The organism is Actinoplanes sp. NPDC051470 (genome assembly GCF_040682035.1).
Taxonomy (GTDB): Bacteria; Actinomycetota; Actinomycetes; order Mycobacteriales; family Micromonosporaceae; genus Actinoplanes.
The window spans coordinates 169,226-193,059 of the sequence record NZ_JBFBAA010000014.1; the positions used below are offsets into that span (position 1 = coordinate 169,226).

Consider the following 23,834-nt stretch of genomic DNA (forward strand, 5'->3'; position numbering starts at 1 on the left):
GGTTCCCGGCGAACGGTCAGACCGGCGCGAGGGCCCAGGCGGTGATCTCGTCGGCCGGCATCGGACGGCAGAAGAGGTATCCCTGGGCCGCCTCGCAGCCGATCTCGTCCAGGATCGCGACCGTCTCCTCGTGCTCGACGCCTTCGACCACCACGTGCAGGCCGCAGGCGTGGGCCAGGTCGGCGATCGCGGCCACGATGGCCCGGCCGCTGCCCTCCTGCTCGATCCGGGCGGTGAACCGGCGGTCGATCTTCAGCTCGTCCAGGGGCATCTGCTGGAGGTAGCTCATCGACGAGTAGCCGGTGCCGAAGTCGTCGATGGACACCCGGACGCCGATCGCGCGCAGCTCGGCCAGGATGGTCGCGGCGCGCTCCGGGTCGGTGATCACCATGCTCTCGGTGATCTCGATGGTCAGCTCGCCTGGGCCGGCGTCGTACCGGTCCATCAGGGCCCGGACATGCGCAGGGAAGCCGGCGTCGTGCAGGCAGTCGGCGCCCGCGTTGACCGCGACCGGCAGGGTCAGGCCGGCCGTCCGCCAGGTCCGCAGCTGCTCCAGCGCGGCGGTCAGCACCACGTCGGTGAGCGGCCGGATCAGGCCGTTCTGCTCGGCCACCGGGATGAACGCGTCCGGGCCGAGCAGGCCGCGGGCCGGGTGCCGCCAGCGGACCAGGGCCTCGACCCCGGACGGCGTGCGGTCGCTCACCCGTACCTTGGGCTGGTAATGGACCTCGAGCTCGCCGTGCTCGATGGCGTTGCGCAGTTCGGCCCCGGCGGTCAGCTTCTCGGTGGTGTTGCCGTCGTGCTTGGGGTCGTAGAGGGCGACGCCGAGCCGGCCGCGCTTGGCCGTGTACATGGCGACGTCGGCGTGCCGCATGAGGTCGGTGGTGCTGTCGCTGGGCGCCGGGTAGAGCGCGGCGCCCATGCTCGCGCTGACGTCGACGACGAAGCCGTCCAGGTCGGCCGGGCGGCACAGCGCGTCCAGGATGCGCCGGCCCACCCGCATCAGGTCGTCGGTCGTGCCGATGTCCGGCAGGACCACGGCGAACTCGTCGCCGCCGAGCCGGGCGACCGTGTCATCGGCCCGCGCCGACTCGGTCAGCCGGGCCGCCACCTCCTGGATCAGCCGGTCGCCGACCAGGTGGCCGAGCGTGTCGTTGACCTCCTTGAAGTGGTCCAGGTCGAGCAGCAACAGTCCGGTGCCGCCGCCGGTGGCCACCGCCTGGTCCAGCCGTTCGACCAGCAGGCTGCGGTTGGCCACGCCGGTCAGGCTGTCGTGCATGGCCTGGTACCGGCTCTCTCGGGCCTGCCGCTCGGTGCTGCGCTGGTACGCGACCAGGACCAGCGCGCAGAACACCACCAGCAGCAGGTCGATCACCGAGATGATCTCCACCGCCAGCAGCACCCGACGGTTGTCCAGCTGCGTCTCGAGGAGGAGGCCGCTCGTCTCGAGGTTGTTCCGCGCGATGTTCACCGACGCCTGCTTGCGCAGCGCCGAAGCGCTCAGCGCGGCCTTCTTGGCGTCGTCCTCCATCCGCGCGCGGTCGCCCTCGGCCTGGGCGTCGACCAGGTCCCGCAGCGTGTAGCTGTACCCGCCGTAGGTGTTCTGCAGCGTCTGCGCCTGGAACGAGTCGGACGGGCCGCCGTTGGCGTTCAGCCAGCGCAGGTTCTCCTCGGCCGACCCGATCGAGGAGATCAGCGGGCCACGGCCGACCTCGCTGTCCGCCCGGACGAAGTCGACCAGCTGCTCGTACTCGATGCCGATCCGCAGGTAGACCTGGCCCCACTGCTGGGTGACCTGTTCCGCTCCGGCGATCCCGGTGATGGCCTGGGCGGTGTTGCGGGCGCTGAAGACGGCGAGGGCGGCGAGCAGGGTGAGACCGGCCGCGAGCGCGGCGATGGCGGTACGCGCCACCGCCCTGCGCCGCATCCAGCCTGCCCGCATCAGTCCGCCCCTCGTCCGTTGTCGTTCCTCGCCACAGATTCGGCCGGGCCGGGCTGAGCTTGAGGTTCGTCACCGAAACGCTGTAGAGCGGCTCGGGTGCTGCCGAAGAGAATTCCGAGACGGGTACGGGAGGAGAGGACGCGATGCGGGTCGGCCGGGCAGTGGCCGGGGTGGCGGCCGTGACGCTGGTCCTCTCCCTGGGCGGCCACAGCGCCGGCTACGCCGCTCCCGACCCGGCCGTCGCCTTCCTCACCGCGGACGCCGGTCTCGGCTACGTCCGCGAGATGACCGCCGGGTATGCCACCGCGGTGGCCGAGGCCGGGGTGCGGCACACCGAGGCCGGCCCGCCGATCGGCGACACCGCGCGGCAACTCGGCATGCTGGAGGACCTGCGCCGGGAGGGGCGGAACGGGCTGGCCGTGTTCACCTGGACGCCGGAGCTGCTGTCCGGCCCGATGGCCGCGGCCGGCGAGGCCGGCACCCCGGTGATCGCCGTCTACTCCCCGCCGGCCGAGGGCTCCGGCGTCAAGCTCTATGTCGGCAACGACAACTTCGCCTTGGGCGAGATGCTGGCCGATCAGGTCGCCTCCCTGCTGCCCCGGGACGCGGCCGGCGTGGTCGTGCTCGGCACGGCGGTGCCCGGCGTGCAGGCGCTCGACCAGCGCATCGCCGGCCTGCGCTCCCGGCTGCCGCGGGTCCGGCCCGGGGTGCGGCTGCTGGGGCCGTTCGACACCAAGCAGGACCCGGCGGCCAACCTGAAGTCGTGGGAGCTGCTGGTGCGGTCCGACCCGCGCGCGCTGGGCTTCGTCGGCACCGGCGACCGGGACGCCCGCAGCCTGGCCCGGCTGCGCAACCAGTCGGCCGGCACCTGGATCGCCGGCGGGTTCGGGCTGGACGACATCGCCGTGCAAGCGGTGCGGAACGGCGGGTACGCGCTGGTCTCGCCGGAGCCGTACGTGCAGGGCGCGATCGCCGGATGGTTGCTGGCCGAGCACGCCAAGCGGAACTTCCCGCTGCCGGCGGGCTGGATACCGACCCCGGCGATCCCGGTCACGCCCTCGAACGCAGAGATGATCATGGCCCGGCAGGCGTCGACCAAGCGGCGGGCCGACGACGCCCGCGTGGTCGTCCGCGACGTCGTCTCGGACCTGGCCGGCCACCTGCTGCCGCTCAGCGCCGCCCGTTGAGACACGCCTTTGGTCAGTCGGCCAGGACACCCTTGCTGACGGCCAGTTTGCGGCCCTCGTCGACGGCGGCCGTCCAGGCGGCGGCCGCGGTCGTCGTGCCGGCCTCCAGCTTCTGCAGGTGGCCGAGGAAGATCTGCTCGATGGCGGCGTCCGACGGCGCCTCGTAGGAGAGCTTGGCCTGGCCGGCCGAGGCGGCGAAGACCTTCGTGGTGCGCTGGCCGCCGAAGAACGGGTCGGGCGCGAGCAGTTCAGCCATCTGGAACGCGGCCGGCGCGGACGGGAACAGTTTGGCGCCGGCGAACATCTTGGCCTGGTTGGCCGGTGACAACAGCCACCGGATCACCTCGAACGCGGTCTCGTGCCCGCCGCCCGCGGCCGGGATGGCCAGGAACGAGCCGCCCTGGTTGGCGCCGTCGGCGCAGCCGTTGGCCACCCGCCACTTGCCGGCCGATCCGGCGGCCGAGCCGGCCAGGTCCTGCGCCAGCCAGGCCGGACCGGTGTCGCTGGCGACCGTGCCGGCCTCGTACGCCGGGAATCGTTTGGTGTCGTCGTTGAAGATGCCGGCGCTGACGCCCATCCCGACCGACTCGACCGCGATGTCCCACGCGCCACGCACCGCGTCACTGTCACCGATGTAGTTGTTGGTCTCGCTCACGAATCGGCGGGTGCTCTGCCCGACGCAGCTGCTGAACAGGTCGGCCGCGTTGCAGAAGAGCCGGACCGAGGGCAGCTTCCGGACCAGTCGACGGCCGAGGGCGAGGTAGCCGGGCCAGTCCTTGGCGGCGTCGGCGACATCGTCCGGTTCGGCCGGCAGCCCGGCCTTGCGGAACACGTCGTGCCGGTAGAACAGCGCGGTCGGCCCGGTGTCGATCGGGAAGCCGACCAGCCGGTTGTCCAGCGTGCTGCCCTGCCGCCACTTCCAGTCGAGGTAGTCGGGTTTCAGGTCGCCGGCGCCGAGGGTGTTCAGGTCGACGAAGAGGTCGGCGCGGGGGAGGACCGAGCTGATGTCCTCGCCCTTGATCCCGGCCACGGAGGGCGCTCCGGCGCCGTTGAGCACCGGCGTGAGCTGCTCCAGGTAGTTGCCCTCGACCGTGCTGACGCTCAGCTTGGTGGTGCCGCCGAAATGCCGCACCGCCTCGGCCACCATGGCGTCGTCCAGCCCGCCGGGCCAGATCCACATGGTCGTGGTGCCGCCATCGTCGCCGCTCTCCGCGGTGTCGCCGCAGGCGGAGAGCCCGGCGGCCGCGACGACGGCGCCGAGCAGGGTTCTGCGCCGGACTCGCACGACATGCCCTCCTGGTCTCGCTAATCGGGTGAAAGCTAGCAAAATAGGCGTACGCCGCGCCGGAGATCCCCAAAACCGGTTGGCTCATCCCCATCCACCGATCGGTGGACCGCGGTCGCCTGCCGCTGGTTGATGGAACCCGGCCGCCGCGCCGCGACGCTGAACGCATGCCAGTCATCGAGGTCAGAAACTTCCGCAAGGAGTACGGGCCGACCGTCGCCGCCGCCGACGTGACGTTCTCCGTCGAGCGCGGCGAGATCTTCGGCATCCTCGGTCCGAACGGGGCCGGCAAGAGCACCACGGTCGAGGCGATCGCCGGGTTGCGCAAGCCGGACGGCGGGACGATCGAGGTGCTCGGGCGTACCCCCGGCGACCCGGACCTTCGCCGCCTGGTCGGGGTGCAGCTGCAGGAGTCGGCGCTGCCCGACAAGATGCGCGTCCGCGAGGCCCTGGAGCTGTTCAGCGCGTTCTACCCGAACCCGGTCGAGTGGCGTGAGCTGGTTCGCGACCTCGGTCTCGGCGACAAGCTCAAGACCCCGTTCGCCAAGCTCTCGGGCGGCCAGAAGCAGCGGCTGTCGATCGCGCTGGCGCTGGTCGGGCGGCCCGAGATCGCCGTCCTGGACGAGCTCACCACCGGCCTCGACCCGCAGGCCCGGCGGGACACCTGGGACCTGATCGCCGGGATCCGCGACCGCGGGGTCACGGTGCTGCTGGTCACCCACTTCATGGAGGAGGCCGAGCGGCTCTGCGACCGGATCGCGGTGATCGACCACGGCGCCGTGGTCGCCCTGGACACCCCGGCCGGCCTGGTCGAGCGGGTGGCCGTCGAGCAGCGCATCCGGTTCCGGCCGTCCGCGCCGCTGGACGAGAAGCTGCTCACGGCCCTGCCCGAGGTCCGCGAGGTGCGCCGGCACGGGCCGGCCGTCGAGGTGGTCGGCACCGGCGCCCTGCTGCAGGCCGTCACCAGCGTGCTCGCCTCGAACCAGATCGTCGCCGCCGACCTGCGCCTCGAACAGGCCACTCTGGACGACGCGTTCGTCCAGCTGACCGGCCGCCCCACCGACGCCTGAGAGGAACCGCCATGAACGCCTTCGGCAAACTCACCGCTTCCGAGTTCCGGCTCTTCCTCCGCGAGCCGATGCTCTCCTTCTTCGGGCTGCTCTTCCCGGTCGTGCTGGTCGGCATCCTCGGTTCCATCCCGGCCTTCCGCGAGGTCAGCCCCGAGCTGGGCGGCCTGCGGGTGATCGACCTGTACGTGCCGATCGCGCTCGTCCTGGCCCTGGCCTCGCTCGGCCTGCAGTCCACGCCGCAGGTCCTCGCCACCTACCGGGAGCGAGGGGTGCTGCGCCGGATGGCCACCACCCCGGCCTCGCCGGTCATGCTGCTCGGCGCGCAACTCGTGATGAACGCGGTCACCGCTCTGGTCGCCGGGGTGCTGGCCGTGCTGGTCGGCCGGTTCGCCTTCGACGTGCCGTTCCCCCGGCACCTTCTGCTCTTCCTGGTCGCCTTCCTGCTCTGCGGCGCGGCGGTGTTCGCCCTGGGGATCTTCGTGGCCGCCGTCGCGCCGAGCGGCAAGGCCGCGTCGGGCATCGGCATGGCGTTGTTCTTCCCGCTGATGTTCCTGGCCGGGCTGTGGACGCCGCGCGAGGTGATGCCGGACTGGCTCCAGCGGATCGGCGAGCTCAGCCCGCTCGGCGCCGGGCAGGCGGCGATGCAGGCGGCCTCGGTGGGGCACTGGCCGGCCCTGCTCCCGGTGATCGCGCTCCTCGCGTACATCGGCGTCTTCACCGGCGGAGCCGTCCGGTTTTTCCGCTGGCTGTGAACAACCTTCGCCCGCCGCGAAATGGGGTTACCCGCCCCGGGCCGCGGCGGGCAGGGTGCTGGGCATGACCGCATTCGCCTTCCAGGCCGTACCGCAGAACGCCACCGAATGGCTCGAGACCGCCCGCACGGCCGAGGCCAACGGCTTCGACACGCTGCTCACGCCCGACCATCCCGGCCAGTGCGCGGCGCCCCATGTCGCCCTGGCCGCGGCGGCCGCGGTGACCACCACGATCAAACTCGGCGCGTACGTCGTGAACGCCGGCGTCCGCGAGCCGATGCTGCTGGCCGCCGACGTGGCGACGCTCGACGTGGTGTCCGGCGGCCGGGCGCTGCTCGGCATCGGGGCCGGGCACAACCCGGCCGAGTGGGAGTCGGTCGGGCAGACCCGGCCGGATGTGCGCGGCCGGGTCGACCGATGCATCGCGGTGGCCGAGGCGACGCGGCGGCTGCTGGCCGGCGAGGAGGTCACAGTGGACACTCCGGCGCTGACCATGACCGGGGCGAGGCTGGAGAAGCCGCGCCCGGTGCAGGCGAAGGTGCCGCTGCTGTTCGGCGGCGGCAACTCCCGGCTGCTGCGCTGGGCCGCCGAGGAGGCGGACGTCATCGGGCTGTCCGGGCTCGGGAGGACCAGGCCCGACGGGCGCAATCACGAGGTTCGCTGGCGGCTCGACCAGATCGACGAGCACGTGGAGCCGTTGCGCGGCAAGGTGCTCGAGGCGCTGGTGCAGCAGTTCGAGGTCACCGACGACGCGGAGGCCGCGCTCGAGGAGATGGCCGACGACGTCGGTCTCGGCGTCGACGAGCTGCGGCAGGTGCCGTTCATCCTGGTCGGCACGATCGAGGAGATCGCGGCGCAGATCCGCGAACACGAGCGGCGCTGGGGCATCACCCGATATGCCCTGCGCCGCACCGCCCTCGACCACCTGCCGGCCCTGATCAAGGCCCTGGGCTAGTCGAAGAGCTCCTGCTCGACCTTCGCCCGGTAGTCGACGTAGATCTGCTTGTAGCGGGCGACCGCACCCGGCCGGTCGCCCGCTTCCAGCAGGTCGATGATCGCGTCGTGGCCCTCGATCCAGGTGCTCCACAGGTTGCTCTCGGCCGACATCGCGAGGATGCGCATCGTGCGGGCGACCACCAGGTCGACCATCGACTGCAGTTCGCGGTTGCCGCTGGCCAGGATCACCGTGGTGCTGAAGTCGGCGCCGGCCGCGCCGGCGGCCAGCACGTTGCCGGCGGCCAGCGCCTCGACGAACTCCTTCTGCCGCTGGCGCAGCGTGTCGAGGTGGGTCTCGGTGAGGTTGTCGACGCCCCATTCGAAGCCGGCGCAGGCGAGCACGCCCATCACGTCGATCAGCTCGAGCGCGTTCTTCTGTGTCACCTTGGTGACGTGCCGGGTCCGGTTCGGCGCGATGTCGATCAGGCCCTCGACGGAGAGCTGGGCGATCGCCTCGCGCACCGGTGTGATGCTGACGCCCAGACGGGCGGCCAGCTCGGCGTCCTTGATCAGCGTGCCGGGCGGCAGCTCACCGGAGACGATCTCGTTGCGCAGCTGCCGGACGACGGCCGCCGTTCTTGTCGGCGGTACCGCATAAGACATGCGGTAAGCCTACTCACGGTGACCTACCCGTGTCGGTTGGGGCAGGAGCATGATGAGGCGATGGTGGGCGTGGCGGTCATCGACCTGGATGCGGACCCGCCGCGGGCGTCCGAACGCTCCCGGGCCGGTGGTTCGCGTCGTTCGCTGATCGCCCTGCTCCTCGCCGCTCTCCTGCTGGCCGCGCTCACCGCCGACGGGCCGGCGCCCCGGGCCCTGCGCGAGGTGCTGACCGCCGGCGGCTCGGCGGCGGCGGCGTTCGAGCTGGGCCGCGACGCCCTCTATACCGCCCACTACGGGATCAACAACCCCAACAGCGAGTCCGCGGTACGCCGGTACGACCTGACCGCCGGCCGGGAGGTGTGGGCGGCCGCCCTGATCCAGGGTGTGCAGAACCTGGTGATCAGCGACGCGGCCGGCGTGCTGATGGCCCGATCCGGCAGCGACCCGCGGATCAGCTTCCTGGACGCCGCCACCGGCAAGATGCTGTGGACGCACGAGGAGGCCAACTCCGCGGCGATCATGATCGCCGGCGCGGGTGTGCTGTTCACCGCCGACCGGCCGGACGGGACCGTCCTGCGGCTGGCCGATCCGCGGACCGGGCGGACGATCTGGGAACGACCGGCCGGCTTCCGGGTCTACTTCGGACCCTCGGTGCCGGCTGACGGCGAGCCCGGGCGGGTGGTGCTGGCCGGCGCCGACGGCACGGTGCTGATCCTCGACTACGCGACCGGGCGCGAGCTGTCCCGCGGCGACCTGGGCGGCCCGCTGCACCCGGCCCAGTTCCCGGACATCGAGGGCACGGTGATCGGCACGGTCGGCGACAACCGGATGGTGGTCCGGCGCAAGGCGGCCGGTGAGGCGTCGATGACCGCCTTCTCCCTGGTGCCGTTCGCCCGGCTGTGGCAGCGCACCTCCGGGCCGACCGGGCTGGCCGAGGACTGCGGCGACGTCTGGTGCGTGTCCAGCGCGGTGCCCGGGATCAGCGCCCTGGGCGACCCGTCGGCGGTCGGCGTCAGCGCGATCGACCCGGGAAGCGGGGCCCCGCTCTGGACGAACCGGGAGCTCTCCTTCGCGTTCCGTTTCGACGAGCACACCGTGCTGGCCGGTGACGACCAGGAGATGCCCGAGGTGACCCTGCGCGACCCCCGCACCGGCCGGCTGACCCAGCGGCTCGGCCCCGTGATCCGGGCCGGCGACCTGCTGCTGCGCCCCGACACCGGTGCGCCCGGCTGGACCTGGGTCGAGATCCACGACCACGCCGGCCGGGTGCGCCCGGTCGGCGTGGTCGAGGTGGGCGCCGCGTACGGCTGCGAACAGCGCGACCGCTACCTGGCCTGCCCCACCCTGAACGGCCCGACCAAGGTCTGGTGGGTTCCGAGCCGTTAGCCCTCGATCAGTTGGTCGCGGTCGACGCCGGCGTCCCGCAGGATCCGTTCCACCGAGGCGATCGACAACCAGTCGATGACCTCGTCGCCGTGCACGACGCGGTACCAGCGCGTGCGGCCGCGGCGGACGATCTCCACCCGCCACTGCCCGTCCGGCGTCCGCATCGCGCCCTCGACCTCGTCGGCCGGCGTCACTTCTCTTGGGTGTTGGTGAGCACGGTCGGCTTGTTGAAGTCGGCCGGGGCATTCCACTTCTGGAGCTCCGAGTTGGTGCACTCGGCCAGCTTGACCTTGGCCGTGCCGTCGGTGTGCGTGTCGGCCGGCGTGGCGGTCAGGTCGGTGGGGGTGAGGCAGAAGCCGTTCTTGTCGACGATGCGGTAGCTGCTGGCGTACACCCCGGTGTCGCCGTACACGGTCCAGACCATCTTGTCGTCGAGGATCCCGGTCGCAGCGCACGCGGTGAGCGTCACGTAGGTCGCCGCGGCCGTCGACCCCGGCGTGGTCAGGCAGTAGCCCTGACCGTCGTTGGTGTTGATCGTCCGGATCCGCTTCTGCAGGATGTTGCTGCCGGCCGGCGACATGTACCAGGCCTGGTTCCAGGGCGGGACACCGTTCGGGGCCTGCTTGCAGAACCAGACGATCATGTACGGCCAGCCCGGTGTGAAGTTGGTGACGTCCAGGCACCGGCTGAACTGTTTGAAGTTGACCAGCTGGTTGGTCGCCGCCGAGGACATGCCGGCGCCGACGCCGGGCTGCGAACGCCATACGTTCTTGTTCGACACCGCGGCGCACGAGCCCAGCACGATGTCGCTGCCCGTGATGCCGGGGTTCAGCAGGCTCAGGCAGAACTCGTTCAGTACGACCTCGTTCTCCCGCGTGCCGGAGAACTCCGAGGAGTCGTTGAGGCTCCACTGCTGGCGGGCGGTCAGCTTGAGGCAGGGCTGGAACTTGACGACGTTGCCGATCGCCCGCGGGTAGGCCGCCTCCAGGCACATGCCGTCCGGCGCGCCCGCCGTCTCGGAGCTGACCACCTTCAGATTCAGGTCGGCGGTGTAGGCGAACCGCTGGTCACTGGCGCCGCCGCTCTTGCACAGCTGCGCCTTGGCGGTCGATCCGGCGGCCGGGTACGAGTCCTCGCCGGAGTCCATGCACAGCGCGAGCGGAGCGGCCGGCGAGGCGAGCTGGACGGCGCCGCCGCTGATGTTCTCGTTGCTGGTCTTGAACGTGTACGTGGACTCGAGCGTGCGGGTGCCGAGGGTGCCCTGGGCCAGGGTGACCCCGTCGGGGCCGCCGGTCGCGGTCAGCTTGGCCGTCACCGGCACGTCGGTCGGCGGGCAGTCCTGCGGCGCCGGCGCGCCGGCGGCCGACAGCTTGTAGTAGAGGATGGTCACCTTGTACTTCGAGCCGGTCTCCGACGCGCCGGTCAACGTGCAGGCCGGCAAGGCTTCCAGGTCGCCCGACCCGGCGGTCCCGGCCGCCCGCAGCTGGCCGAGGGCGACGTCGATCCCGGCCTGGGCGGCCTGCAGCGCGTCGGTCCGCGTGGTGATCGTGCGGGTGCTGACGATCTGGTTGGCCACGAGCGGCGCGATGGCGGCGCTCAGGGTCATGCCGACCAGGGTGATGATCATCGCCGCGGGCATCGAGCCCTCGTCCGATCGCCGGGCCCGCCGCCGGCTCCGCCAGAATCCGGTGCCGATCATGACGGCCTCCCCTTGCTGCAGTCGTTCGTGGCGGGCGTGTCGCGGGACGTGTTCAGCGCGGTGAAGGTGGTGTCGACGGCCGCGACGCTGTCGCCGCGCCGGGCCGAGAGGCGCACCCGCAGTCGCTGGTAGTCGGGCGTGAAGGCGGTGGCGCCGGTGCCCGTGGCGGTGCCGGCGGCCTGCCGTTCGAAGGGTCCGGCGCTGTCCGGGGCGACCACGTTGGAGGCGATCGTCTGGCCCGCCGCGCCGGCCGCCGGGGGCGCCGCCTTGGGCCAGGTGAGCCACTGCAGCACGCCGCCGGCGTTGTTCGGGCCCTCCGCGGTCCCGGAGGTCTCCAGCCGGAGCTGGCCGCAGCTGCTGCCGTCGTACCCGGCGTACTCCACGTACCAGGCGGTGCCGACCTGGCCCGGCTGGCTGATCCAGGACGCGTACCGGATCTCCCGGTCGATGCGCTGGAAAGCGTTCTGCAGCTGGGCCTGCACGATCGAGATCGACTCGGACTTGGCGCTGGTCTTGTAGGCCTGCAGGATCGCCGAGGTGAAGACGACCATGACGACGCTCATCACGCTCATCGACACCATCACCTCGGCCAGCGAGAAGCCGCTGTCGTCGGTCCGCTCCCGGCGCCGCATCAGTTCACCGTCCAGGTGAACATCAGGTAGGCCGACTGGCCGCCACCGGTGACGGTGAACGTCGTCGTGTACTTGCCGGCGACGGTCGGCTTGCCGGTGACCACGCCGGCGGCGCTCATGGTCAGGCCGGTCGGCAGCCCGGTCGCGGTCCAGGACAGCCCGGACTGCCCGGCCGCCTGCGCGGTCAGCGAGACCGTGGCGTTGAGGGCGGTGGTCTGGTCCGGGGCCCCCGGGGCCGGCGCGGTCACCCGCAGGTCGGTGCCGATCCGGTTGGCCACGTTGACCAGGACGACGACCGAGGCGGAGCCGCCGAGGCTGTCGGTCACCTTGGCGGTGACCAGGTAACGGGTGCCCGCGGTGATGATCCCGGTGGTCTGGCCGCTGTTCGGGTGGATGGTGACGCCGGCCGGGAGCCCGGTGGCCGAGAAGGTGTACGGAGCCAGGCCGCCGTAGGCCGCCGCCCCCAGGTTGTAGGCGCCGTTGTCGCCCTTGGTGGCGTTCTGCACACCCGGGCTGACCAGGTTCACCGGCGTGAACGTGCGCCAGGTGAAGGTGGTCGTGGCCGTCTGCTTGCCGAGGCTGTCGACCGCCTTGACGGTGGCCGTCTGTGCCGTCGACTGGGTGGTCAGCGGCGTGCCCGAGATGACGCCGGTGCCCGCGTCGATGAGCAGACCGGCGGGCAGGCCGGTCGCCGTCCAGACCATCGGGGCGAGCCCGCCGGTCAGGGTGATCGGCAGCGAGACCGCGGTCAGGGTGCGGAACACCTGCGCACCGGGCGAGGTGAGGACCGGCAGGTCGGCCACCACCCAGGTGAAGGTGGCGTCGTCGCTGTTCTTGTCACGGTCCTCCACGTGGGCGGTCACCGTGTACGTGCCCGCCGCCGTCGGCTTGCCCGAGATGACGCCGGCGCTGGTGGCGGTCAGGCCGGGCGGCAGGTTGGTCAGCGTCCAGGTGCGCGGCAGGGTTCCGCCCGCCGCGACGAGCTGGAGGTCGACCTTGTCACCGACGTAGTGGGACTGCTTGAGCGGGGCGACGATGGCCGGCGGCGGCCGCTTGAGGTCGAAGACCGGGTCGGCGCTCGGGCTGACCAGCGTCGAGGTGACGTACGTGCACGCGTCGTCCTTGCAGCCGTTGTGCTTCCAGGTCACGGCGACCACGACCCGGAAGTACGGGACCGCGATCAGGCCGAGCCCCGGCTTGGTGCCGATGCAGTCGCCCAGGCCGACCAGGGTGTTCAGCAGCGTGGGGGAGGCTGGGGCGGCCTTGCTCTGGAAGCAGCTGCCGACGTACCAGTTCTGCTGGTAGGTGACGTTGCCGACGGTCACCGGCAGCGGCGTCAGGGGCAGCGGCGCGGTCACGTCGGGTGAGCTGCCCAGGAGGGTCGTGAGCAGGACGTTGGCGTCGATCTGGGTCACGTCCAGCACCGACTGCACCTGCGCCGGCGCGGAGGCCAGCTGGGCCTTCGCGCTGGTGAGGCTGCGGCCGGCGAGCAGCGACGTGGGCGACAGGGCGCGGGCCCGTTCGATCGCGTCGTTCGCGACCTCGACCGCGACCTGCTGGGTGCGCTGCTGCGCGACCACGCCCACCGACTTGATCAGGAACGGTGCCGTCCCGGCCATCACGGTGCCGATCACCGCGAGCGAGACCAGCGTTTCCATCAGCGAGAAGCCGCCGTCACGCCGCCTCATGCGGCGGCGTGCCGGTCGGTACGACACGAGTCGGTGGGCCATGGCCGTTCCATTCGTCTGGGTCGCGGCTGCGAGGGGTGGAGCCGTCCGCGGCCCCATCGGCCGCGATTGGTCGGACTTGAGCGGTTGCCGCGGCGTTTCGACGTCGGGCGGCGCTACTTGGCGGGCGTCGTGGTGATCGACGGAGCACCCTGGCCGGTCGGCACGGCGACGAACGCGTGGAGGGACAGCGAGATGGTGGTCTTCGTCGTGGCGCCGTCCCCGGTCCCGGTCACCGTGGCCGAGTCGATCAGGACGGCCCGCGGCTGCGTCGTCTGGAGCTGGGTGAGGAACTTGCCCAGGTTGCTGGCGGTGCCGTCCAGGGTCAGCGCGATCTGCAGCGAGTAGATGTCGGTCATCCCCTCGACCGCGGCCGGGGCGTTCACGCTGACGCCGCCCACGGTCACGTTCAGCGAGTCGCCCGACTTCTGCAGCTGCCGCAGCAGGTCCGGCACGCCGGAGCCCGAGGGGAGCGCGTTCTGGCTGACCTTCAGCGCGGCGCGGTACTGCGGGAGCTTCGACTTCTCGTGCTCCAGGTCGGCGATCCGCTTGTTCAGCACCGCGATCTGGACCTGCGTGTCCTCGGTCGTCTGGTGTAGCTCGGCGGCCTCGGCGTACTTCGGGCTGACCAGGAAGAACCAGGTCATCAGCCCGAGGGCGACGATGACGGCGGCGCCGCCGGCGATCCACAGCCGGTCGGCGTGGCGGGCACCCATCAGTTGCCTCCGGAGGTTTTGCACTTGGTGGTGAACCGGCCGCAGAGCGCCCGGGTGGTGACGTCGACGGTCAGCACGAAGGTGACCGTCTTGCCGCTCTGGGTCACGGTGGTCACGTACGGGTTGGCCAGCGTGCTGACCTGGGTCAGGGTCTCCACGTAACGGGCGACCGACGGCTTGTCGGGCGCCGTGCCGATGAGCGTGATCGTCCCGATCGTGGCCGCGCCGCTGGTGCTCGGCAGGACCGGAGCGGTCGTGGCGGCTTTGTCGGCGACCAGGGTGGCGGTGATGCCCTGGAGCGACACGCTCGAGGGCCGGCCGGTGTCACGCAGGGTCTCGATCAGGCCGGCCCACTGCAGGTCCTTGGCCATCAGCGTCTTCAGCTGCTTGGTGATGGTGATGTTCTCGCTCTGGGTGTTCACCACCTCGCCGTAGCCGGCCTGCTTGCGTTGCAGGCGGGACTGCTCGGCGGTGACCGACTCCAGCTCGGTCGAGGCGTCGAGGGCGCCACGGTCGGCCACCACGTACCAGCCGGCCAGGGCGAGGATGACCGCGCCGACCACGGCGAGCACCCAGCCGCGGGTCCGGCGGGCCCGGCGGGCCGCGACGACCTCTTCGGGCAGCAGGCTGGCGGTGATCGTGAGCACCCGGGTGACCTGCTGCGGTGACAGCGCGGGGTCCAGGGGCATCAGGGTGGTCTGGGCCATCAGGCTGCCGCTCCCAGGGTCAGGCCGATCGACACGGCGGCCGACGGCACAAAACTGTCGAAGCCGCGCTGGCGGGCCCGCCGCGTGTCGCGCAGGCGGCCGGCGCTGTCCGCGTACATCACCGAGACGTTCAGCGACTGCTGGAGGTGCTCGGCCAGGCCGGGCATCAGCGCGCTGCCGCCGCACAGCGAGATCCGGGTGACCTGCTTCTGCCGCTCGCCCGAGGCGAGATAGGTGAACGAGCTGCGCAGCTCGTTGACCAGCGGCCGGATCGCGTCGGCGGCGGCGGTCGCGCTGTCCGGGGTGCCGTCGCCGTGCAGGCCGAAGCGGCACTTGAGCACCTCGGCGTCGGGCACCGGGATGCCCAGCCGGGTCGCCATGCTCTCGGTCACCTCGGCGCCGCCGCGCGGGACGGTCCGCACGATCAGCGGTTCGCCGTCGACGTGCACCACCACGCTGGTCACGTCGGCGCCGATGTCCACAATGGCCTCGACCTGGGCGTCCAGCCGGGAGGCGGCGCGCAGCAGGGCCAGCGAGGCCAGGTCCACGCCGACCACGTGCAGGCCGGCCTTCTCCACCGCCTGCACCGAGCTGAGCACGGCGTCCTTGGGCATGGCGATGAGCAGGCCGCGTACGGTCGGATTGGTTCCGGGATCCTCCAGCGGGTGGAAGTCGAGCACCGACCGTTCCACCGCCAGCGGCAACGCGTCGCGCACCTGGAAGGGCAGCGACTTCTGCATCTCCTTGGGCGGCAGGTTCGACACCGACATCTCCCGCACCACGAGCTGCGGGTTGGTCACGCCGAGCATGACCTTCTTGGTGTCGAACCGGCAGGCGGCCCAGAGCTGCTTGAGCGCGGTGGTGACGACGACCGGGTCCTGGATGGTGCCGCCCTGGACGGTGCCCGGGGGCAGCGGGACCTGCCCGAAGTTGGTCAGGGTGTGCTCGTCCTTGGCGCGGCGGACCTCGACCGCGCGGATGGACGACGAGCCGATGTCCAGCCCGATCGGAGTGATGCCAGCCATCGGTTCCCTTTCTCAGGCGATGGGGGTGGAGAGCAGGTTCAGGTACCAGTCCGCGATCGGCGCCGCGGCGAACACGGCGAGGAACGCGCCGGCGAGCATGTACGGGCCGAACGGGATGCGCGTCTTCCGCTTGGCCAGCCGGGCCGCCATCAGGCCGGCCCCGACCAGGCCGCCGAGGACGAACGCGGCGAACGCGCCGATCGCCACCGCGCTCCAGCCGAGCCAGCCCAGGTAGAAGCCGAGCAGCGGGGCGAGCTTGACGTCGCCGCCGCCCATCGCGCCGAAGAAGGCGACGATCTCGAAGAAGATCCACATGGCGGCCGCGGCGATCAGCCCGCGGACGATCGCGCGCCAGTCGTGCCCGAGCGCGGCGGCCGGCAGCAGCAGGGCCAGCGCGACGGCGTACGAGGGCTTGACGATGGCGTCCGGCAGCCGCAGCTTGTCCAGGTCGATCGCGGCGAGCGCGATCGAGATGGCGGCCAGATAGAGATACGCCGGGAGCTCCCAGGAGAGCCCGAAGCGAGCCGCCACGGCCACGAACAGGGCCGCGGTCCCCGCCTCGACCAAGGGGTAACGGACGCTGATGTGCGCCCGGCAGTCCGCGCACTTCCCGCGCAGCAGCACCCAGCCGAGCACCGGGACGTTGTGCCGGTTACGGATCTCGTGGCCGCAGTGCGGGCAGTGCGAGCCGGGCTTGACCAGGGACAGGCCCTCGGGCACCCGGTGGATGACGACGTTCAGGAACGAGCCGATCGCGAGACCGAGGAGGCCGGCGATGCAGAGCAGCATGGGCTGCGGCATGTCGACCTCCTCGGCTCGCGTTGGGTGGATGGACGCCGTCGGCGGCGTGCCGGGTCAGGGGCCGCAGGTGGTGAAGTTCGTTGCGGTGATGGTGGTGGCCGACTTCACCGAACCGCCCGACGCGCTGTCGTAGATGTAGTACTTGCCGCTGCCGCCGGTGTTGGTGGCGCAGAGCTTGTACGAGGTGACCGTGCCCGACGGCGGGATGTACACCATCTCGGTCTTGTCCGACAACGTGACCTTGCCGGCGGCGCCGGCGGCGCCGGCAGCGGTGGTGGTGCTCAGGTTGTACGTGGTGCTCTGCTTGGCGGTCGGGCCGGCCGGGTACGTGTTGTTGTTGTCCGTGTACCACTGCTCGACGGCCGAGATGGCGCCGCGAACGTCCGACTGGGCCGACTTGTCGGCCGCGCCCTGGCGGTAGTTCAGGTAGACCGGCACGGCGATCGCGACCAGCACGCCGATGATGACCACGACGACCAGGAGCTCGATGAGCGTGAAGCCGTCGTCGTCCTTCTTGGCGCGCAGCCGGGTGATGATGTCCTGCATTGGGGGTGCCTCCAGTGTGGCGTCAGGGTGGGCGGGGATAAACCTTCCGGGCTCGGGTGCCCGACGTCGACCGGAGGGACCGGTCGTTTCACTGCTCCAGCGCGTCAGTTGCTCTGGATGTTCTGGTAGATGGTGAACATCGGAAGGTAGAGACAGATCACCATTCCGCCGACCACGGCTCCCATGACGAGGACCATGATCGGTTCGATCGAGGCGGTCAGGGACTCGGCGGCGCTGTCGACTTCCCTGTCATAGAAATCGGCAACCTTGTCCAGCATCTGACTGATTTGGCCGCTTTCTTCGCCCACTTCGATCATCTGTGTGACCATCTCGGGGAAAATCTTGTGGTGGCGCAGCGCGGACGACATCGGCTGGCCCTCGCGGACGGCGGCCTGGACGTCCTTCATCGCGGCGTTGATCACCTCGTTGCCGGTGGTCTCGCCGACCACCGACAGCGCCTGCATGACCGGCACGCCGACGTTCAGCAGCAGACCCAGGCTCCGCGAGAAGCGGCTCATCGCCAGCTTGCGCAGCAGCGGCCCGAAGACCGGCATCTTGAGCTTGAAGCGGTCGAAGCCCAACCGGAACTCCGCACTCGACCGCAGCCGGCGTTTGAAGATCGTCGAGCCGCCGATCGTGATGATCAGGAAGAGCGGGCCGATCCACCACATGTTGTGGCTCGTGTCGACCAGGAACTGGGTGATCCCCGGCAGCTCGCCACCGAGGCTCTTGAACATCGCCTCGAAGATCGGGACGATGAAGATCAGGACCAGGGCGATGAGGACGAACGTGAAGCTCAGCACGATCGCCGGATAGGTCAGCGCGCTCTTGATCTTGCCGCGGAGCGCCGCGTCCTTCTCCAGGCTGTCCGCGATCTGCTCGAGAGCCTTGTCGATCATGCCGCCCGCCTCGCCGGCCCGCACCATGGCGACCATCAGGCGGGGGAACTGCCGGTCGTGCTTGGACATCGCCGACGACAGCGAGACACCGCCGGCCACGTCGTTGCGGACCTCGGCGACCGCCTTCTTCAAGGCCGGCGCCGAGGTCTGCTCCTCCAGGATCGACAGCGACCGCAGCAATGACATGCCGGAAGCGGTCATGGTCGCGAACTGGCGTGCGAAGACCGCCAGGTCCTTGAGCTTGGTCTTGCCACCCAGGCCGGGGATCTTCAGATCCATGTTCAGGCCCTGGCCGGCCACGCTCAGCTCGAGCGGGACCTCGCCGCGGGTCTTGAGCATGTGCATCGCCGCGGCCTCGTTGGCCGCCTCGACCGTGCCCTTCGTCTTACGCCCGGTCGCGTCGATGCTGTTGTAGTGGAACGTCTTGGTGGCGGGCACTTCGGATCACATCCGTCCGATGAGGCGCTTGAGTTCTTCCTGGGAGTGGCAGATCTCCAGGGCGTGCGGCATCGAGACCAGCCCCTCCCGGACGCGCTCGGCCAGGTGCTGATCGAAGGACAACATCCCGTCGCTGCCGCCGGCCTGCATGAACGACGGGATCTGGTGGGACTTGCCCTCGCGGATCAGGCTCCGGATGGCCGGCGTGGCGGTGAGGATCTCGCTGACCACCACGCGGCCCTTGCCGTCCGCCTTCGGCGCCAGGGCCTGGGTGACCACACCCTGGAGCGACGCCGCGAGCTGGGCCCGGATCTGCAACTGCTGGTGCGGGGGGAAGATGTCGATGACGCGGTCGATGGTCTGCGTGGCGCTCTGCGTGTGCAGGGTGGCCAGCACCAGGTGACCGGTCTCGGCCGCGGTCAGCGCGGTCGCGGTGGTCTCCAGGTCACGGAGCTCACCGACCAGGATGATGTCCGGGTCCTGCCGCAGCGCGTGCTTCAGGGCCTGGGCGAAGGTCTCGGTGTCGGTGCCGACCTCGCGCTGGTTCACCACGCTGCGCTTGTGCGGGTGGAGGAACTCGATCGGGTCCTCGATGGTGATGATGTGCGCGGCGCGGCTGCGGTTGGCTAGGTCGAGCAACGAGGCCAGAGTGGTGGTCTTGCCCGAACCGGTCGGTCCGGTGACCAGCACCAAGCCCCGCGGCAGATGGGCGAAGCGGGACACCGAATCGGGCATGCCCAGCTCGTCCAGCGGCTTGATCTTGTGCGGGATGGCCCGGAAGACGGCGCCGCACGAGTTGCGCTGGATGTAGAGGTTGCCACGGAACCGGGAGACGCCGACGATGCTGTGCGCGAAGTCCATCTCGTGCTCGCGCTGGAAGGTCTCCCACTGTTCGGCGTTGACCGCGGCCCGGGCCAGCAGCGCGGTGTCGGCCGAGTTGAGCTTGCCGTAGCCGGGGAGCGGGCGCAGACTGCCGTCGACCCGGATCATCGGCGGCGAGCCGACCGTCAGGTGGAGGTCGGAACCACGCGACTCGACCAGCGTGACGAGCATCTGGTCGAGCACGGCCAGGTCGTCCGCCGGCACGGCGTCCACCGGTGCCGCCTGCTGGGGCACGTCGTGGTCGAGCTGGTACATGTGCGGCACCGACAATCTCTCGCGGGTTCTGACGCCCCCCTCATTCGGCACGGCCGAACCGAGGTTTAGGAGCTATTCCGCCGTTTTTGCGCGGTACCGGGAGCGAGCGGGTAACGTCGTCAGATCGCGACGCGGGAGACTTCGCGCACGCTGGTCAGGCCGCCCGACGCCTTGGCCAGGCCGTCGGCGCGGAGGTCGTACATGCCCTGGCTGACCGCGACCTCGCGGATCTCGTTGGACGACGCCCGCCGGATGGTCAGCGACTCGATCTCGGCCGACACCGGCATCACCTCGTGCAGCGCGATCCGGCCGCGGTAGCCGGTGTTGGCGCAGTTCCGGCAGCCGACCGGGCGGTACAGGGTGTCCGGCACCTTGAGGTCCTGGAACGGCCAGCGCGCGCCGACCAGCTCCTCCTCGGTCGGGTAGTACGCCTCCTTGCACCAGTCGCAGAGCCGGCGCGCGAGCCGCTGGGCCAGCACGCAGTCCAGCGACGAGCCGACCAGGAACGGCTCGATGCCCATCTCGGTGAGCCGGGTGACCGCGCCCGGCGCGTCGTTGGTGTGCAGCGTGGAGAGCACCAGGTGACCGGTGAGCGACGCCTCGACCGCGATCTGGGCGGTGTTGCCGTCCCGGATCTCACCGATCAGCACGACGTCCGGGTCGGACCGCAGGATGGCCGGCAGCACCGCGGCGAAGGTCAGGCCGGCCTTGGCGTTCACCTGCACCTGGTTGACGCCGCGGAGCCGGTACTCGACCGGGTCCTCCACGGTGATCACGTTCACCTCGGGGCGGCTGATCTTGCCCAGGGTCGCGTACAGCGTGGTCGACTTGCCGGATCCGGTCGGCCCGGTGACCAGCAGCATGCCGTGCGGCTTGGTGAACGACTCGGCGAACCGGCTCAGGTTGTGCTCGGTGAACCCGAGCTTGGCCAGGTCGAGGTCGATGCCGCCGGTGTCCAGGACCCGGAGCACGATCTTCTCGCCCCACACGGTGGGCAGCGTCGCGGTCCGCAGGTCGACCGTCCGGTCCCGGATCAGGGCGGTGATCCGGCCGTTCTGCGGGATGCGTTTCTCGGTGATGTCGACGCCCGACATGATCTTCAGCCGCGAGATCAGCGCCGCCATGACGTTGCGCGGGACCGTGTCCACCTCGTGCAGCACGCCGTCGATCCGGTAGCGCACCCGCATGTCGTCCTCGGTGGGCTCCAGGTGCAGGTCGGACGCGCGGTTCTGGACGGCCTGCTCGATCAGGTTGTTCACGTACCGGACGATCGGGACGTCGTCGGCCCCGGCCGCCTGCGCGGCCATCCCGGCCGCGTCGTCCTGCAGGTTGTCGCCCAGGTCGCCGAGGTCGCTGTCCTCGCGCTGGAGCCGCTCGATGATCCGCCGGACCTCGCTGCGGGCCACCACCACCGGCCGGACGGTCAGGCCGGTCGCGGCCCGGACGTCGTCCAGCGCGACCACGTCACCCGGGTCGGTCACGCCGACCACGATCTCGCCGTCGGTCATCGACAGGCCGAGCACGCGGTGCCGCAGCACCACCGGCAGCGGGATCCGCTTGAGCGCGACCGGGTCCGGGCTGTAGCCGACCAGGTCGAGCGTGTTGATGCCGAACGCCTTGGCCGCCGCCTCGGTCAGCTGCTCCTCGGTGACCACCTGGTCGTTGATCAGGACCGCGCGCACCGACCGGCCGCTCCGCTGGGCCTCCTCCGCGGCGGCGTCCACCGCCACGGGGTCGACGCCGATCTGCTTCAGGGCGTCGAGCAGCGGGCGAAAGGTCTGATCCACGACATCCTTTTCGGGCGGCCGATACGGCGTACTTAGCTCAATCTTGCCGTTATTCGGACGTTTGCGTGGTGGATAGCCGGAACGTCCGGCGGTACGCCGAGGGCGACACACCGATCGCGGTGTGCAGATGCTGCCGCAGGGCGGAGGCGCTGCCCAGCCCCGCGCGCCGGGCCACCACGTCGATCGGCAGGTCGGTCGACTCCAGCAGCAGCCGGGCGTGCGCCACCCGCTGCTGGAGCAGCCATCGGGCCGGGCTCAGTCCGGTCTCCTCCCGGAAGCGGCGGGTGAACGTGCGCACGCTCATCCGCGCGTGGCCCGCCATCTCCTCCAGGGCGACCGTCTCGCCGAGCCGTCCGGTCACCCACTCCCGGGTGCGCGCGGTGCCGGCGCCCGCGGTGACCGGCACCGGGCGCTCGATGAACTGGGCCTGCCCGCCGTCCCGGAAGGCCGGCACCACGCAACTGCGGGCCGCCCGGTTGGCCACCTCGCTACCCTGGTCGCTTCGGACGATGTGCAGGCAGAGGTCGATGCCGGCGGCGACCCCGGCCGAGGTGAGCACGTCGCCGTCGTCCCGGAACAGCGCGTCGAAGTCCCATTTGACGCGCGGGTAGTGCTCTCGCAGCCGGTCCGCGTAGGCCCAATGGCTGGCGGCCGGGCGGTCGTCGAGCAGGCCGGCCGCGGCCAGCACGGACGCGCCGGTGCAGACGGACACGATCCGGGCCTTGCGCTCGTACGCCTTCCGGAGCGCCTCGGCCACCTCAGGTGCGACAAAGCCGCGCTCCACCGGATCGGACGACCGGCCGACGCCCGGGACGAGCACCGTGTCGGCGTCGTCCAGCGCCTCGAGCCCGTGGTCGGCCGTCACGGTGAAGCCGGCCGTCGTCCGGATCGGGTGCGGCGCGCACACGCGTACCGAATAGTGACTTTGACCTTGGTCGTCCCGGGCCGACGTGAACACCTGGCCGGGCACGCCCAGATCGAAGGTGACGGCCTGGTCGAGGGCGAGGACGGCGACATGATGACGAGTCATGGCCTGATTCTTGCGCATGATGTCCTCCGGGCCACTCGTCTTTGGTCGCCGGGTTCCGCAGACTTCCCTGGTGACTCGTCGTATCCATCCCGCCTGGCTCGTCGGCGTCGTGGCGTTCGTCGCGCTGGTCGGCGCGGCCGGCTTCCGCGCCACCCCGTCCGTGCTGCTCACCCCGCTGCACGACGAGTTCGGCTGGTCGCTGGGCACGATCTCGGCCGCCGTCTCGGTGAACCTGCTGCTCTACGGCCTGACCGCGCCGTTCGCCGCCGCCCTGATGGAACAGTTCGGCATCCGGCGCGTGGTGACGTTCGCGCTGCTCCTGGTCTCGGCCGGTTCCGGGCTGACCGTCTTCATGACCACGAGCTGGCAGCTGATCCTCTGCTGGGGCGTGCTCGTCGGCCTGGGCACCGGCTCGATGGCCCTGGCCTTCGTGGCCACCATCACCGGCCGCTGGTTCGTCAAGCACCGCGGCCTGGTCACCGGCATCCTCACCGCGGGCGGCGCGGCCGGCCAGCTGATCTTCCTGCCGGTCCTGGCCAACCTGTCGGCGCACAGCGGCTGGCGTACCGCCGCCCTGACCGTCTCGTTCGCCGCGCTGGCCGTCGTGCCGCTGGTCGTCTGGCGCCTGCGCGACCGCCCGTCCGAGCTGGGCGTCCTCGCCTACGGTGCGGTCGCCCCGCCGCCTCCGCCCGCGTCCGCCTCGCCGCCGCCGGCCGCGCCCGCCGGTAACGCCGCCCGCAATGCCCTGAGCGCCCTCACCCAGGCCGCCCGCACCGGCCCGTTCTGGTTGCTGGCCGGCGGCTTCGCGATCTGCGGCGCCACCACCAACGGCCTGGTCGGCACCCACTTCATCCCCGCCGCCCACGACCACGGCATGGCCGTGACGACCGCCGCCGGCCTGCTCGCCCTGGTCGGCTTCTTCGACATCGTCGGCACCATCGCCTCGGGCTGGCTCACCGACCGCGTCGACAGCCGCCTGCTGCTCGGCGGCTACTACGCCCTGCGCGGCCTGTCCCTGCTGGTGCTGCCGTCCCTGTTCGCGGCCACCGCCCACCCCAGCATGGTGGTGTTCATCCTGTTCTACGGCCTGGACTGGGTGGCCACCGTCCCGCCGACCGTCACCCTCTGCCGCGAGTACTTCGGCGACCGGGGCGCCGTGGTCTTCGGCTGGGTCTTCGCCTCGCACCAGGTCGGCGCGGCCATCGCCGCCGTCGTGGCCGGCACCCTCCGCGACCGCCTCGGCGACTACGACCTGGCCTGGTACGGCGCCGGCGCCCTGGCCATCCTCGCCGCCCTGCTGAGCCTCGCCCTCCTGGCCGGCCGCCACCTCAAGCCGGTCGCCCCGGGCATCGGCCTGGCCGTCCCGGCCAAGCCGGCCTGAGAAACGGCGCCGCAGATCGAGCGCCGTCCCGCCGCATATGTAGCATCAGGCCGCCGCATATGTAGAGTTACGCCGCCGCATATGTAAA

The 23,834-nt window shown here is 71.1% G+C and carries 22 protein-coding genes; 6 read left to right on the plus strand and 16 right to left on the minus strand.

Translation table 11 applies throughout. The features are described 5' to 3' along the window. Positions 1-16: 16 nt before the first annotated feature. Positions 17-1,927 carry an EAL domain-containing protein gene (locus AB0M54_RS24970; protein WP_364330484.1) on the minus strand — a complete coding sequence of 637 codons (1,911 nt, stop codon included), beginning with the start codon at positions 1,925-1,927 and terminating at the stop codon, positions 17-19. Positions 1,928-2,085: 158 nt separating this feature from the next. Here AB0M54_RS24970 and AB0M54_RS24975 point away from each other — a divergent pair, with 158 nt between their 5' ends. Then, a complete protein-coding gene (locus AB0M54_RS24975; RefSeq protein ID WP_364474033.1) occupies positions 2,086-3,129 on the plus strand; it encodes a substrate-binding domain-containing protein in 1,044 nt (347 codons plus the stop codon). 13 nt (positions 3,130-3,142) lie between these two features. Here AB0M54_RS24975 and AB0M54_RS24980 read toward each other — a convergent pair whose 3' ends face one another. Next, complete coding sequence (locus tag AB0M54_RS24980) at positions 3,143-4,414, minus strand: ABC transporter substrate-binding protein (protein ID WP_364330481.1); 1,272 nt, start codon at positions 4,412-4,414, stop codon at positions 3,143-3,145. 167 nt (positions 4,415-4,581) lie between these two features. Between AB0M54_RS24980 and AB0M54_RS24985 the strand changes: the two genes are divergently transcribed. The 3 genes from AB0M54_RS24985 to AB0M54_RS24995 all read left to right on the plus strand — a co-directional run bounded on the left by AB0M54_RS24985 (position 4,582) and on the right by AB0M54_RS24995 (position 7,191). Then, positions 4,582-5,484 (plus strand): ABC transporter ATP-binding protein, encoded by a 903-nt coding sequence (locus tag AB0M54_RS24985; RefSeq protein ID WP_364474035.1) that lies wholly within the window; start codon positions 4,582-4,584, stop codon positions 5,482-5,484. A gap of 11 nt (positions 5,485-5,495) precedes the next feature. Beyond that, positions 5,496-6,236, plus strand: coding sequence for an ABC transporter permease (locus AB0M54_RS24990; RefSeq protein ID WP_364330477.1), 741 nt, complete (start codon positions 5,496-5,498; stop codon positions 6,234-6,236). Between the two features lie 64 nt (positions 6,237-6,300). Beyond that, on the plus strand, positions 6,301-7,191 hold the full coding sequence (locus AB0M54_RS24995) for an LLM class flavin-dependent oxidoreductase (protein ID WP_364474036.1): 891 nt from the start codon (positions 6,301-6,303) through the stop codon (positions 7,189-7,191). Here AB0M54_RS24995 and AB0M54_RS25000 read toward each other — a convergent pair. Beyond that, entirely contained in the window at positions 7,188-7,835 is a 648-nt protein-coding gene (locus AB0M54_RS25000) for a GntR family transcriptional regulator (RefSeq protein WP_364330471.1), read from the minus strand. The two genes, AB0M54_RS24995 and AB0M54_RS25000, sit on opposite strands and share 4 nt — an antisense overlap. Positions 7,836-7,895: 60 nt before the next feature. Here AB0M54_RS25000 and AB0M54_RS25005 point away from each other — a divergent pair, with 60 nt between their 5' ends. After that, positions 7,896-9,221 carry a PQQ-binding-like beta-propeller repeat protein gene (locus AB0M54_RS25005; protein WP_364474038.1) on the plus strand — a complete coding sequence of 442 codons (1,326 nt, stop codon included), beginning with the start codon at positions 7,896-7,898 and terminating at the stop codon, positions 9,219-9,221. On the opposite strand, the gene AB0M54_RS25010 is transcribed toward AB0M54_RS25005, so the two are convergent. The 13 genes from AB0M54_RS25010 to AB0M54_RS25070 all read right to left on the minus strand — a co-directional run bounded on the left by AB0M54_RS25010 (position 9,218) and on the right by AB0M54_RS25070 (position 22,365). Then, the gene (locus AB0M54_RS25010) at positions 9,218-9,415 is read right to left on the minus strand and encodes a hypothetical protein (protein WP_364330465.1); all 198 of its coding nucleotides are present in this window, start codon (positions 9,413-9,415) and stop codon (positions 9,218-9,220) included. The genes AB0M54_RS25005 and AB0M54_RS25010 overlap by 4 nt on opposite strands. Further along, entirely contained in the window at positions 9,412-10,920 is a 1,509-nt protein-coding gene (locus tag AB0M54_RS25015; protein ID WP_364330462.1) for a ricin-type beta-trefoil lectin domain protein, read from the minus strand. The genes AB0M54_RS25010 and AB0M54_RS25015 overlap by 4 nt, the downstream gene beginning before the upstream one ends. Continuing rightward, positions 10,917-11,552 (minus strand): prepilin-type N-terminal cleavage/methylation domain-containing protein, encoded by a 636-nt coding sequence (locus AB0M54_RS25020; RefSeq protein ID WP_364474040.1) that lies wholly within the window; start codon positions 11,550-11,552, stop codon positions 10,917-10,919. Before AB0M54_RS25020 ends, AB0M54_RS25015 begins: the two co-directional genes overlap by 4 nt. Then, on the minus strand, positions 11,552-13,240 hold the full coding sequence (locus tag AB0M54_RS25025) for a putative Ig domain-containing protein (RefSeq protein ID WP_364474042.1): 1,689 nt from the start codon (positions 13,238-13,240) through the stop codon (positions 11,552-11,554). The genes AB0M54_RS25020 and AB0M54_RS25025 overlap by 1 nt, the downstream gene beginning before the upstream one ends. Before the next feature lie 155 nt (positions 13,241-13,395). Further along, the gene (pilO, locus tag AB0M54_RS25030; RefSeq protein WP_364474044.1) at positions 13,396-13,995 is read right to left on the minus strand and encodes a type 4a pilus biogenesis protein PilO; all 600 of its coding nucleotides are present in this window, start codon (positions 13,993-13,995) and stop codon (positions 13,396-13,398) included. Then, positions 13,995-14,702, minus strand: a complete 708-nt coding sequence (locus AB0M54_RS25035; RefSeq protein ID WP_364474045.1) for a hypothetical protein — start codon at positions 14,700-14,702, stop codon at positions 13,995-13,997. The genes pilO and AB0M54_RS25035 overlap by 1 nt, the downstream gene beginning before the upstream one ends. Beyond that, positions 14,702-15,727, minus strand: a complete 1,026-nt coding sequence (gene pilM, locus AB0M54_RS25040) for a type IV pilus assembly protein PilM (RefSeq protein ID WP_364330443.1) — start codon at positions 15,725-15,727, stop codon at positions 14,702-14,704. The genes AB0M54_RS25035 and pilM overlap by 1 nt, the downstream gene beginning before the upstream one ends. A gap of 12 nt (positions 15,728-15,739) precedes the next feature. Continuing rightward, entirely contained in the window at positions 15,740-16,528 is a 789-nt protein-coding gene (locus AB0M54_RS25045; RefSeq protein ID WP_364474047.1) for a prepilin peptidase, read from the minus strand. Positions 16,529-16,582: 54 nt separating this feature from the next. Next, entirely contained in the window at positions 16,583-17,074 is a 492-nt protein-coding gene (locus AB0M54_RS25050; RefSeq protein WP_364330437.1) for a prepilin-type N-terminal cleavage/methylation domain-containing protein, read from the minus strand. 104 nt (positions 17,075-17,178) lie between these two features. Beyond that, positions 17,179-18,411: a type II secretion system F family protein gene (locus AB0M54_RS25055; RefSeq protein WP_364474049.1), complete on the minus strand. Its 1,233-nt coding sequence runs from the start codon at positions 18,409-18,411 to the stop codon at positions 17,179-17,181. A 6-nt stretch (positions 18,412-18,417) separates the two neighbouring features. Next, positions 18,418-19,548 carry a type IV pilus twitching motility protein PilT gene (locus AB0M54_RS25060; protein ID WP_364330530.1) on the minus strand — a complete coding sequence of 377 codons (1,131 nt, stop codon included), beginning with the start codon at positions 19,546-19,548 and terminating at the stop codon, positions 18,418-18,420. A 119-nt stretch (positions 19,549-19,667) separates the two neighbouring features. Continuing rightward, entirely contained in the window at positions 19,668-21,335 is a 1,668-nt protein-coding gene (locus AB0M54_RS25065) for a GspE/PulE family protein (RefSeq protein ID WP_364330431.1), read from the minus strand. A 49-nt stretch (positions 21,336-21,384) separates the two neighbouring features. Next, positions 21,385-22,365 carry a helix-turn-helix domain-containing protein gene (locus tag AB0M54_RS25070; protein ID WP_364474051.1) on the minus strand — a complete coding sequence of 327 codons (981 nt, stop codon included), beginning with the start codon at positions 22,363-22,365 and terminating at the stop codon, positions 21,385-21,387. 19 nt (positions 22,366-22,384) lie between these two features. On the opposite strand from AB0M54_RS25070, the gene AB0M54_RS25075 reads away from it, so the two are divergent. Continuing rightward, positions 22,385-23,746, plus strand: a complete 1,362-nt coding sequence (locus tag AB0M54_RS25075; RefSeq protein ID WP_364474053.1) for an MFS transporter — start codon at positions 22,385-22,387, stop codon at positions 23,744-23,746. The last annotated feature ends 88 nt before the right edge of the window (positions 23,747-23,834 follow it).